Annotated in this window: 11 protein-coding genes and 1 riboswitch; of the genes, 5 read left to right on the top strand and 6 right to left on the bottom strand. The window is 41.6% G+C overall.

Annotated elements, in window-relative coordinates:
- Window positions 1-47 precede the first annotated feature (47 nt).
- The gene (gene thiE / locus ACERCG_RS02620; protein ID WP_373610524.1) at window positions 48-1,565 is read left to right on the top strand and encodes a thiamine phosphate synthase; all 1,518 of its coding nucleotides are present in this window, start codon (window positions 48-50) and stop codon (window positions 1,563-1,565) included.
- Window positions 1,566-1,611: 46 nt separating this feature from the next.
- On the opposite strand, the gene ACERCG_RS02625 is transcribed toward thiE, so the two are convergent.
- The 6 genes from ACERCG_RS02625 to ilvG all read right to left on the bottom strand — a co-directional run bounded on the left by ACERCG_RS02625 (window position 1,612) and on the right by ilvG (window position 8,285).
- Window positions 1,612-2,928: an MFS transporter gene (locus ACERCG_RS02625; protein WP_373610525.1), complete on the bottom strand. Its 1,317-nt coding sequence runs from the start codon at window positions 2,926-2,928 to the stop codon at window positions 1,612-1,614.
- Window positions 2,921-3,739, bottom strand: a complete 819-nt coding sequence (gene thiM / locus ACERCG_RS02630) for a hydroxyethylthiazole kinase (RefSeq protein ID WP_373610526.1) — start codon at window positions 3,737-3,739, stop codon at window positions 2,921-2,923. The genes ACERCG_RS02625 and thiM overlap by 8 nt, the downstream gene beginning before the upstream one ends.
- Window positions 3,740-3,796: 57 nt before the next feature.
- Window positions 3,797-3,902, bottom strand: a riboswitch (TPP riboswitch).
- Window positions 3,903-3,939: 37 nt separating this feature from the next.
- Window positions 3,940-5,721: an anaerobic ribonucleoside-triphosphate reductase gene (gene nrdD / locus ACERCG_RS02635; RefSeq protein WP_373610527.1), complete on the bottom strand. Its 1,782-nt coding sequence runs from the start codon at window positions 5,719-5,721 to the stop codon at window positions 3,940-3,942.
- Window positions 5,718-6,191, bottom strand: a complete 474-nt coding sequence (nrdG, locus tag ACERCG_RS02640) for an anaerobic ribonucleoside-triphosphate reductase activating protein (protein WP_373610528.1) — start codon at window positions 6,189-6,191, stop codon at window positions 5,718-5,720. Before nrdG ends, nrdD begins: the two co-directional genes overlap by 4 nt.
- Before the next feature lie 212 nt (window positions 6,192-6,403).
- On the bottom strand, window positions 6,404-6,622 hold the full coding sequence (gene ilvM / locus ACERCG_RS02645; protein ID WP_373610529.1) for an acetolactate synthase 2 small subunit: 219 nt from the start codon (window positions 6,620-6,622) through the stop codon (window positions 6,404-6,406).
- Between the two features lie 10 nt (window positions 6,623-6,632).
- Complete coding sequence (gene ilvG, locus ACERCG_RS02650; protein WP_373610530.1) at window positions 6,633-8,285, bottom strand: acetolactate synthase 2 catalytic subunit; 1,653 nt, start codon at window positions 8,283-8,285, stop codon at window positions 6,633-6,635.
- A gap of 308 nt (window positions 8,286-8,593) precedes the next feature.
- Between ilvG and nrfA the strand changes: the two genes are divergently transcribed.
- The 4 genes from nrfA to nrfD are packed head-to-tail and all read left to right on the top strand — an operon-like array spanning window position 8,594 to window position 12,398.
- Window positions 8,594-10,078 carry an ammonia-forming nitrite reductase cytochrome c552 subunit gene (gene nrfA, locus ACERCG_RS02655; RefSeq protein ID WP_373610531.1) on the top strand — a complete coding sequence of 495 codons (1,485 nt, stop codon included), beginning with the start codon at window positions 8,594-8,596 and terminating at the stop codon, window positions 10,076-10,078.
- A gap of 18 nt (window positions 10,079-10,096) precedes the next feature.
- The gene (gene nrfB, locus ACERCG_RS02660) at window positions 10,097-10,753 is read left to right on the top strand and encodes a cytochrome c nitrite reductase pentaheme subunit (protein ID WP_373610532.1); all 657 of its coding nucleotides are present in this window, start codon (window positions 10,097-10,099) and stop codon (window positions 10,751-10,753) included.
- Complete coding sequence (gene nrfC / locus ACERCG_RS02665; RefSeq protein WP_373610533.1) at window positions 10,753-11,430, top strand: cytochrome c nitrite reductase Fe-S protein; 678 nt, start codon at window positions 10,753-10,755, stop codon at window positions 11,428-11,430. The genes nrfB and nrfC overlap by 1 nt, the downstream gene beginning before the upstream one ends.
- Window positions 11,430-12,398 (top strand): cytochrome c nitrite reductase subunit NrfD, encoded by a 969-nt coding sequence (gene nrfD, locus ACERCG_RS02670; protein WP_373610534.1) that lies wholly within the window; start codon window positions 11,430-11,432, stop codon window positions 12,396-12,398. Before nrfC ends, nrfD begins: the two co-directional genes overlap by 1 nt.
- Window positions 12,399-12,471 lie beyond the last annotated feature (73 nt).

Raw genomic sequence — 12,471 nt, forward strand, 5'->3', positions numbered from 1 at the left:
CAACACTTCTGATAAGCAAACCCTTCAACTTTTATGAGGATTTTGCTATGTCTAATTATTCAAACTCTCAACACCAACCTAACGTTATTTGGACTGTCGCAGGCTCAGATTCCTGTGCCGGAGCTGGATTACAAACCGATTTACACACCTTTCACGATTTCAATTTGGTCGGTTGTTCGGTGGTTACTTCTGTAACGGCTCAACATCCACACGGTGTGCTTTGTGTAACGCCTGTTGATGATCATACTTTCCGCCAGCAGTTCGAGGCATTACTGATTCAAGGCTATCCAAATGCAATCAAAATTGGCTTACTTTGCTCACAGGCACAAGTCGAAATTTTATGCGAATATATCCAAAAAATTCGCTCAGAAAGTGAAAATTATTGCTTTGTGGTTTACGATCCTGTTGCGGTAGCAAGTAGCGGACAAGCCCTTTCAGACAGCATTTTATTGCCTGTAGTACAAGAAAAACTTTATCCGTTAGTGGATTTAATTACCCCAAATGGCACGGAATTAGCTTTACTGACTGAAACCGAAATAAGTACATTTGATGATGTAAAAACGGCTGCTCAAAAGCTGATAGCACAAGGTGTGAAAGCCGTTTTAGCGAAAGGCGGACATTTTGAGTGGCAAGGCGGAAGCGTGTGTGATTACTTAATTACCGCCCAAGAGATTTTCTCTTTTACCCATCAAAGAGTGCAAAGTGTTAATACACACGGCACAGGTTGCACCTACGCTTCAGCAGTTGGCTCAATGTTGGCAACCGGCTTTGATTTAGCTGATGCCGTTACAGTTGCGACCGCTTATTTGCAAAAAGGCTTATCGGAAAAACAAGGCAGAGGGCAAACTGCTTTAAGTTCACTTTGCCATACCGGCTACCCTGATGATATTACGTTCTTCCCGCAAACCGAGCTGATTTCTGCTCCCTTTAAATTGCCGACAGCCCCTTTTACTCCAACAGAATATCAACTTGGGCTTTACCCTGTGGTCGATAGTGTTGAATGGATTGAACGCTTAATTTTGAGAGGGGTAAAAACCTTGCAAATTAGAATCAAAAATCGACCGCTTGCAGAGATCGAGCAAGAAATTGCCCACTCGGTCGCACTAGCGAAACAGCACAATGTGCGTTTGTTTGTAAATGATTATTGGCAGTTAGCTGTAAAGTATCAGGCTTACGGTGTGCATTTAGGGCAAGAAGATTTAGCCACTGCCGATTTAAATGCAATTCAACAAGCAGGGCTACGCTTAGGCGTTTCCACACACGGCTATTTTGAAATTATGCGAGCATTAGCAATTCAGCCCTCTTATATCGCATTCGGACACGTTTTCCCAACACAAACGAAAGAAATGCCATCGCAACCGCAAGGTTTAACCAATTTAGCAAAATATGTTGAACTTGTTAATCCACTTCATATTCCAACGGTCGCGATTGGCGGAATTAGTGAAGAAAGAATTGAGCAAGTGATGAAATGTGGCGTAGGCAGTGCAGCGGTGGTAGGTGCCGTTACCCAAGCAAAAGATTGGCAACAAGCGGTTGAAAATCTGGAAAAATTTGCAAATGTGTAGTTAAGGCTAATTTAGGCGGACGTAAGCTCCGCCTAATTTGTTTCAGTTAAATCTCCGCCAATTCCAAATCTTTGGTTTCGTGCACTTGCCATAACGCCCAGAAGCTGAGTAGTGAGGCAGCTGATAAATACCCTCCAACGCCAAATAAGCCAAAGTTTTCGTTAATTTTAACGGCGATGATGGTAAACACACTTGCCCCTAAAATGCCTGCTGCGGTATAGGCAAGAGAAGCCCCAGTATAACGTACTTCCGTTGGGAAGAGTTCGGGTAGAATAACCGCCATCGGGCCGAAACTTAAGCCGATTAAAATCATTCCAATGGTTAAGAAAATGAATATTGAAGTTGGTGTGCCGTTTTCGAGGAAAAACGGCATTGTTAAGCCGTAAATGACAGTTGCTCCTGTGGCGATTAGTAGCAATAAACGGCGTCCGATTTTGTCGGAATATAAACCAGAGAAGAAGATCGCAATGCCAAAAATTACAGAGGTAATCAGTAAGTATTGGGTGTACATATTCGCTGGTAGTCCTAAACCTGTAGCGTAACCTGCTTCAGATACCGCAACTGGGCTTTTCACAAAAATCGGGGTGAAGGCAACTAAAATATAGAATAGCACATAGCCTGCGGTAGCAATGAACACGCCAATCATAAACGGCTTGAAATGCTTGGTAAAGAGTGTTTTAAGTGGGGTGTGGCGGTTTTTACCTTGCTGTTCTGCTTTGAGGAAAATCGGGCTTTCGCTGATTTTAATGCGGATATATAAGCCGATAAAAATCATAACAATAGAAGCCACGAAGGGAATTCGCCACGCCCAATCTAAAAAGGCTTGCTCACCATAAATTAGGTTTACGAGGTAGAACGCTCCGTTTGCCAATAGTAAGCCGATGGGAGCTCCCATTTGTGGAAAAATACCATAAAACGCCCGCTTGTGTTTTGGGGCGTGTTCGGTTGCTACTAATGCCGCTCCGCCCCATTCGCCGCCCAAGCCTAAACCTTGTCCAATTCGGCATAAGCAGAGTAGCACCGTTGCCCAAATGCCAATGGCGGCATAGTTCGGCAGTAAACCAATCGCGACTGTAGATAAGCCCATCAATAGTAGCGAGGCAATCAGCGTTTGTTTACGTCCATATTTATCGCCAAAATGCCCGAAAATAATCGACCCCATCGGGCGAGTGAAAAAAGCAAGGGCAAGAACAGAAAGCGACATTAATTGGTTAGAAACAGGGTCATCGCTATTAAAAAACTGCACATTAAATACCAGCACCGCCGCCATTGTATAGATATAGTTATCAAAATATTCAATGGCTGTACCAACCATTGAGGCAACGGCAACTTTGGTTGGGCTTGATTGTGTTGGTTTAGACATATTCTACCTCCGCATATTGCTCAACTGTTTCTGGCGTTAAAGCACCTAACTCATCTAACAGATTAACGGCAAATTGCCCGTATTGAGTAGGTTTAAGCGATTTTGCAGCTATTTCGCCTGCAATCGTATAGGCAGTACAAGCCTCAACAACGGCGTTGAAATAGTGTTCTTTCTCGGCAACCGCTAAAAATGCACCGCAAATGGCACTCAATAAACAGCCTGAAGCGGTAATTTGTGGGAACATTGGGCTGCCGTTTTTCAGCAATGCTGTGCGTAAGCCATCGCTTACCACATCGGTTTCGCCACTAATAGCTACTAAGGTTTTATAACGTTTCGCAACCTGTTGTGCGATTTCTACAACGCTGTGCGAGCCTTCCCCAGCATCAACCCCTTTGGCTTGCCAGTTTACGCCTGCGAGAGTGGCAAATTCCCCAGCATTGCCTCGAATAGCGGTAAATTGGATTTCATTCAATAAGGTTTCAACGGTTTGACGGCGAAAAGGCGTTGCCCCCACACCAACGGGGTCAAGCAGCACAGGGATGCCTAAACGGTTGGCTGTTTTTCCTGCCAGCACCATTGCTTCAACCTCTTTGCCAATGAGTGTGCCGATATTAATTACTACTGCTTTGCTTAAGGCTGGCACGGTTTCCATTTCCTCAATGGCAGCTGCCATAATCGGCGAAGCTCCGAGAGCTAATAAGCCGTTGGCGGAAAAGTTAGCGGCAACAATGTTGGTAATATTGTGAACAAGCGGTCGATTTTGCCGAATTTTTTGCAAATAGATAGATTGAAATGGGGTAGATGTGGTCATCGTTTATTCCTCATTGTATTGAAAAAAACAATGCACCAACACAAACGGGAATAGAACGGTTTTAAGCCTTTAGTTTCCTACGTCAGTGCTAACTGCATCAGGTTCAACGGGTATTTCTCAGCTTGCTTTATGAGATATAAAACAAGCACCCCGACTAAATGAGAGCTCAATATAAAACTTTAGAAAATAGTTGTAAAGATTTAAGCCGCTTCTCGATGATAAAACCGCAAACTATGCTCTTTTTGGCGGGCGGAGCTAAAGGCGGAAACCCGTTTTAAGTAACCGATAACACGAGTGCCATAGTCAATGTTTTTAGAGCCGCATTTGGAGCAACTATGCAGAGTACGTTTGTCTATATGGTTGCATTCATTGCAAATGGTAATTTTAACGTTAATGCAGAAATAGTTGCAGCCTGTTTTGGCAGCGGTGTCTAATAATGAACGGTAGCCATTGGCGGTTAAGGCTTCATCAAGGTTTAAATGCAGAGCGGATCCGCCATCTAGCCATTCAATTAGTTCTTTACCGTGTAGCAAGAATTTATCAAGGGCATTAATTTCTTCATCTTCAACCACATAGAAATAAGAGTTGTAGCAATCACGAGGCACGAAGTAGCCGTCTGTTTTATCCCATTTTGCATTTTTTACCCCTAAATTTTCGGCAGGGACAAATTCGGTGTTGAATTTCACGCCATATTGCTGGCTGGCAGCTTGATTTGCCTCAAAAATAGTTTTTAAGCGAGATTGTACAAAGTCAATATATTCGGGGTTATAACCCACTTTTAAGCCTTGCGATTCAGCCGCTTCCGCCATTCCGTTAATACCAATGGTAAGGAATTGTTTATCGAGTGAAATAAAGCCAGCCTCATAAACAGGGAGCATTCCGTTGGCTAAATATTCTTCCATTAATTTTCGGTAAGCGTATTGATATTTATGGATCTTGCTGACTTCTTGGCTCAAATCACGCTTATCTTGCACTAAACGGTTCATATTAATTGTAATTACATTTATTGAGCCTGTTGCAACACCGCCTGCACCGAGCGAGTAAGAGAAAGTGTGATCGCTAATTTCATTGCGTAAACGGCAGCAAGAGGCGAGCGAATCAGGGTTATCTGACTGATAAATAAAAAAGGAATTACCTTGTGCCAATTCATTTGCCATTTGGTTGGCAAATTCATCATCTTTGCATTTGCCTTGCTCAGTTAGCATTGCGGCGGTTACAACTGGGAAGGTAAGAATGGCTTTGCTGCGTTCTTTGTTAAACCATTGCATAAAGAAAAGCTGCAATTTAGCGGTGGTTTCCCAGTTTGGTTTTTCAAAATCAGGGAACACAAAGTTGCCGAACATTGCCTCGAAATAGAATTTATCGTAAACCGAAATATTCCAAAACACGCTTTGATAGCCCCGTGCCGCCGCAGGTTGGTTGATACTGTAAACGACTTGTTGAAGGTGGTTTTCAATGTCTGAGCGGTGCGTTTCTAAATAGTTATCGCCATAATCTTTACGGGCAAAGTAGTCAAAGTAGGTTAGAAATTCAACGGTTGCAACTGCCCCTGCAAATTGTGAGCTGATGGCAAAAACAAAATTAATAAAAGAGCCACAGAAAGAAGCGAGATGTTTTGGAGCTTTGGATTCACCCCCCAGTTTGGTTAAGCCATCTCGTAAAAACGGATACATCGTAACAGATACACAGTAAGGCTTGAGGCTGGTTTCATCGTGAACGTAAATTTCGTGTGCTTCAATTTGGCGGAGGTATTCACAAGCGGTCTCTTTTCCAAAAAGTTTTGCAATTTTTTCGCTGACTTTTGCTCGATTAATTTGTACAAAAAAATCTTTCATCAGTTCGTTTTCCATTGTGGCAATATTTTTTTGTGTTACGTTAGCGTTAGCATCCATTTTTGAGCCATCAGCGGCATTTTTAGCTTGAATGTAATGATCGATAAATTTTAATTTGCGTGATAGTTGTTCCTCTTCTAATCGAATCATAGCGTTGCTCCTTTGATAAATAAGTGGTTTAGATTTTCGTTAGTGCGTAAATCAATAAAACGTTGGTTAGTGGTTAGGCTGTTTAATCCGCCTCGTTCGGCAATCCAACGACCTGTTTTTAAGTAAGTTAATTCAGCCAGTAAATAAGGAGGTACGTCGTGCCGTTCCAAGCCTGTGTAGAGGCAAGTTTGTAGCCCTTGTTGTCGGCAAAGTTTTAGTAAAGAGAGTAATGTTTCCGCCTGCCATTCTCCGCCCATAAAAAGCACACAACTAATTAAACCCTGATAGCGTGTGAGGCGTTCAGCGAGATAATCAATCGTCAGTTCTTTTCCTTTGCTAGCTTTCCAGCTTTCTACACTATGGCAGCCTTTACAGCCAAGCGGGCAGCCTGTAATCAGAAAAGCGAGTGAGGTTTCATTCGGCACTTCTTGCCAAACAATTTGCTCTGAGCTGAATCGAAGATTTTCCATTTTTACTTTATTAACACAATATATTGTGTTTTTTAATAATTTTTAACACCATATATAGTATGTTAGATCTGTTAGGCTGAGAAAGTAAAGAGCAAAAAATATGAAAAATCAGTTGAAATTTGAAGATGTGAATAAAATCAAAAAGATAGTGAATTGTAAATTTCTGGCGAAAAAAAGACCGTGTAAAAAATACACGGTCTTGAAAAGTTTGATTAATTGATCTCAATAACATCAAACAGTTTTTCTAATTGATGGGTTAAAAGTGAAAGCTGGCGGTTGCTCACTAAAATTAATTTTAGTTCAAATGTCGCATCATTTGCTTCCACGTTCAAACTTTTTACCTCAAAACCACGATGGCGGATTACTCTTAAAATACGCTCTAAGGTTTCAGGGCGTTTGTTCGCTTTAATGCTTAATTGATACTGTTCCATCCGCGTTCTCCTATACATCGTCATCTAGCATATCGGCATTGCAAGCACCCGGTGGAACAAGCGGCCATACGTTATCTTCTTGTGGAATGCAAACGTGGAGTAGGTAAGCTCCTTTTGCATTGAGGAAACGATCAATCGCAGCAGAAACATCGCTTGCTTTTTCAATGCGTTCGCCTTCGATATCAAAGGCTTTTGCCAGCATTACAAAGTCTGGGTTATCGTCTAAAATTGTATGGCTGTAGCGACCGTGAAAGAATAGCGATTGCCATTGACGAACCATTCCTAAGCGTTGGTTATCGAGCAATAAAATTTTAACAGGCAAATTTGCTCGTTTGATTGTGCCAAGCTCTTGAATATTCATTAGAATTGAGCCATCGCCTGTAATCAAAATCACTTGATCGTCAGGGCGAGCCACTTGAGCCCCGATTGCCGCAGGTAAGCCAAAGCCCATTGAACCAAAACCTGCTGAGGTAATGTAATTTTTCGGGTCAAAATAGCTTAAATGTTGTGCCGACCACATCTGGTGTTGCCCAACATCGGTGGTTACCACGCTATTTTTCGCTTTACGGTTAGATAAGGTATGCAAGAGAGCTACCGCATCAATATCGCCATTGCCGCTATTTTCTTGATATTGGAAGTCAAATTGCTGTTTTAAATTACGCACATCTTCACGCCAAGCCTCAATATTGAGCGGTTGAGCTAAGTAATCCACAGCTTCAATGAGACTGCCTTTTAATGCCACTTGAGCTTGGCGAAGTTTGTTGATTTCCGCGTTATCAATATCAATATGAATCACTTTTGCGTGAGGGGCAAAGGTGTCTAATTTGCCTGTTACACGGTCATCAAAACGAGCTCCACAGGCAATCAGTAAATCGCACTCCTGTACCGCATAGTTAGCCGCTTTTGTACCGTGCATACCGATCATACCCATATAAAGCGGATCGGTTGGATCGATAGTGCCTAACCCTTTTAAGGTGGAAATAGACGGAATATTTGCAATTTTTACAAAATTTCTGACCGCTTGCACACCGTTTGCCATTCCTACACCACCGCCGACATAAAGCACCGGTCGTTTAGCTTTCGCTAATAATTGCTTCGCTTGTGCTAATTTTTCTGCATTTTGGGCAGGAGCTTCTTCTTTAGCATAAACAATAGGTTGGGCATTAGTCAGTGCTAATTGTACATCTCGTGGGATATCAACCAGCACAGGGCCCGGTCTGCCACTTTGGGCAATTTGGAATGCAAGAGCTAAAATTTCAGGTAATTCTTCAATATTTTGCACGATAAAACTGTGCTTAGTACAAGCTAAAGATAAACCCAGTACATCTGCTTCTTGGAATGCGTCCGTTCCGATTAAATGGCTGGTAACTTGCCCTGTAATAGCAACTACAGGAATGGAATCTAGGGCTGCATCCCCTAAGCCGGTTATTAAATTGGTTGCACCCGGGCCGGAAGTTGCGATACAAACACCTACTTTGCCTGTTGAGCGGGCATAGCCAATAGCCGCCATTGCCGCCCCCTGTTCGTTACGGCAGAGAAGATGATCTAAGCCCGAATCGTAAATGGCATCATAGGTTGGCATTATTGCACCACCCGGGTAGCCGAAAATAGTGGTTACGCCTTGAGCTTTAAGGCTCTCGGTAACTAATCTTGCCCCATTCATTAATGTTGTGTCCTTGATATTTTTATTATGCAAAAAGAAGCTGTATAAATACCATAAATTCAGTCTTTTTTAAACTTTATTTTAGCTAAATAAAAGTCGTTTTTATTTAACCAAAATAGCCTTTTACCTCTTAAGAGGTATTTTTCTTAATTTTATTGATTTAATTCAATAAATCTTCACTTTGAGATAGTCGATTTGATTTAAATTGCATATTCTCCTTAATGAATTATTAGGATTATCTTATTAATTTAATAGGAAAAATTCTTATTTAGATTGAATGATTTTTTTACCTGAGTGGGAGAACCAAAATGAAATTTCTAGCAAAAAGCCTCGTAATGGCGACAATTTCAATATTGGGGTGTTTACAACCAGCTTTAGCTGAAGAAGCAAAAAAAGAATCTTTAACAGATAAAGCGCTTAAACACGAAAAATTAGGGGTAACGGTTGAATCAGCCAACCATTTATTTGAAGAAAAATACCCTCTGCAATACAAATCTTGGAAAGCAACGTCTGAATCGACAGATCGTGGTAGTGCGTTAGAAGCAGATCCACGTTATGTGATTTTATGGGCGGGTTATGCATTCTCTAAAGATTATAACAAACCTCGTGGTCACTATTATGCGGTTACCGATGTGAGAGATATTTTGCGTACCGGTGCACCTAAAGATGAAAATGATGGTCCACAACCAATGGCGTGCTGGACTTGTAAAGGTCCAGATGTTGCCCGTTTAATAGAAGAAAAAGGCGAACGTGGTTATTTTGACCCTAAATGGGCGAAATATGGTTCAGAAATTGTGAATTCTATCGGTTGTGCAGACTGTCATGACACTACTTCAGAAGAGTTTAAAGAAGGTAAACCTGCATTGCGTGTTGCTCGTCCTCACGTTCTTCGTGCATTAAATACTATCGGCTGGAAGTTTGAAGATTTAGACAAACATGGTCAGCGTCCTGCAGTTTGTGCAAACTGCCACGTTGAATACTACTTCAAAAATAAAACAGACGTTACCTTCCCTTGGAAAAATGGTGTTGATGTTGATAGTATCGAAAAATATTACGATGAAATCAAATTTACAGACTGGACTCACGGTTTATCTAAAGCGCCTATGTTAAAAGCACAGCACCCTGACTTTGAAGTATGGTCTCAAGGTACTCACGGTAAAAATGGTGTAACTTGTATAGATTGCCATATGCCGAAAGTGAGAGATAAAGATGGCAAAGTGTATACTGATCATAAAATTGGTAATCCGTTTGATAACTTTGATGTAACTTGTAAAACGTGTCACGAGCAAAGTAAAGAAAGTTTACAAAAACGTGTGAAACAATATAAACACGATGTAAAAGAAGCAATGATTCGTTTAGAAGATCAATTAGTAAAAGCACACTTTGAAGCGAAAGCAGCTTGGGACGCTGGTGCAACGGAAGAAGAGATGAAAAACATCTTAACAGCTATCCGTCACGCTCAATGGCGTTGGGATTATTCTGCAGCAGGACATGGTAACCACTTTCACGCACCGGATGTAATGTTACGCACTATTGCAACTGGTATTGATCGTGCAGCAGATGCTCGTGCAGAGTTAGGTGTTGTATTGACGAAACACGGTGTTGCAACGCCTATCGCAATTCCTGATATCTCAACTAAAGAGAATGCACAAAAAGCAATCGGTTTAGATATTCCTAAAGATCAAGCTGCGAAAGATGAATTCTTAAAAACAGTAGTTCCTCAATGGGAAAAAGAAGCGCGTGCTAAAGGCTTATTGCCGGCAGAAGAAGCACCAAAAGCAGATGCAAAATAATGTAGCTTGAGGTGGATTATGAAAAATGTAATATTAAAAACAGGGCGAGGAATCGCCCTCCTACAAGCGGTGATATTTGCAGTTTTTTTTGCAATATCAAACGCTAATGCAGTAATGCCTGAGCAGCCAAAACCTCTTTGGCAATCAGAAAAAGCAGATGATGCGCAAATTATTCAAGATGCACGTCGTGATCCAAACAAATATTGCACCCAGTGCCACGAATCAGCAAATGCAACGGGCAAACCTTTCCATCACGCAGGAAAACATTTCCAAAAAGATGTGAAAAGCCCGAACACAGGTGAGCAACTTACTTGTGTGAGCTGTCACGGCAATATCTCTGAAAGCCACCGTAAAGGGGTGAAAGATGTAATGCGTTTTAACCCGCACGGTAAAGCAAGTAACCCAGATCTTGAGCGTTCGATTAATGAGCAAAACCAAGTTTGTGTTGCTTGCCATACTCCGGAGAAATTGCGTGAAACATTCTGGGCTCACGACACGCACGCAACAAAAATTACTTGTACGAACTGTCACGAGATTCACCCGGAAAAAGATCCGATGAAAGACATTCCTGAAAAAGATCGCATCAAACTTTGTACGGATTGTCATACCAAAATTCACTCAGGCGAATTTAAAAACTCTGAAATGAAAGCCACAGAAGCAAAAGGAACAAAATAATGTCTTGCACCCGTAGAGATTTCGTCTCAGGGGCAGGTGCTATCGCAGTAGTGGCAAGTACAGGTCTTGCCACCTCTATCACTCTTGCTACTGAGAAAGAAAAAAAGAAAATCCGCTATGCGATGGTACACGATGAAACAGCTTGTATTGGTTGTACAGCTTGTATGGATGCTTGCCGTACTACCAATAAAGTACCTGAAGGTGTTTCTCGTTTAGAAATTATCCGTAGTGAGCCGTTTGGCGAATTCCCAAATGTACAATATGAATTCTTCCGTCAATCTTGCCAACATTGTACTAATGCCCCTTGTGTGAGTGTTTGCCCAACAGGTGCTTCATTCATTGACCCTGAAACAGGCATTGTTGATGTAAATGCGGATTTATGTGTGGGTTGCCAATATTGTATTGCGGTTTGTCCGTACCGTGTTCGTTTCATTCACCCTGAGAAAAAATCAGCAGATAAATGTAATTTCTGCCGTGATACGAATCTTGCAGAGGGTAAACAACCTGCCTGTGTTGAGGCTTGCCCGACTAAAGCATTAACTTTCGGGGATATGAACGATCCAACCAGCGATATTTTCCACAAAGTGAGAAATAATCCAGTTTATCGTACCAAAACCTCATTAGGAACAGAGCCGAATTTATATCACATTCCATTTGGTAAAGGAGAACATAGATAATGAATGAATATGTACCTTTCCAAACCCCAAACCTTGTTTGGGACGGCACAATCGCCATTTACTTATTCCTACTTGGTATTTCATCAGGTGCGGTACAGTTAGCGATTGCTTACCGTAATAGTGGCGTAAAAATTGAAAAGCCAAGCCAAAACTGGATTATTCGTAGTGCGGCTATTCTCGGCACTGTGCCGACATTAATCGGTTTAACGCTACTTATCTTCCACTTAACAAAACCGTGGACGTTCTGGAAGTTAATGTTTAACTACAGTGGCACATCGGTGATGTCGATGGGGGTAATGCTATTCCAACTTTATATGGCAGTATTGGTTGTTTGGATTGCCATTATGTTTAAAGATTGGGTTGCCCTGCTGATTAACCGCTATCTGCCAGCATTAAAATTCCTATTAGGCTGGATTGATGCGATTGAGGCAAAACTGATTAAGCCGATTGAGTTTATCTTATTCGTGTTAGCAGCAGTGCTAGGGGCTTATACAGGTTTCTTACTTTCAGCGTTAGTGAGTTACCCAATGTTGAATAACCCTGTATTACCAGCGTTATTCTTAGCCTCTGGTGCTTCATCAGGTATTGCTGCAACCTTCCTAATGGTATTGCTTGCAGGTAAGCTATCAGGTGAAAGCAATGAAGTTCACTTTATGCACAAATTTGAAGTACCGATTATGGTTACTGAATTAGGCTTAATTGTGGCATTCTTTGTTGGTTTACACTTCGGTGGAGCAGATAAACAACTTGCTTTAAGTAATGCCCTTTCAGGATTCTGGGGAACGGTGTTCTGGATAGGAGTAATGCTTATCGGTATTGCAATTCCACTTATTGCCAATATTTTTGGTAGCCACCGCTTGAAACATAATGTGAAATTTATTATCTTAATTTCCATTTTCGACTTAATTGGTGTACTCTGCTTACGATACTTTATCCTTTACGCAGGACAACTTACGATTGCGAGTTAAAGTAAGTCTGATAAATATGTAGGGGAGGGTCCTGTGCCCTCCCTCATATTTTTGCATTGCGGACAGGCACAGG

Source organism: Mannheimia sp. E30BD (assembly GCF_041807785.1).
Lineage (GTDB): Bacteria > Pseudomonadota > Gammaproteobacteria > Enterobacterales > Pasteurellaceae > Mannheimia.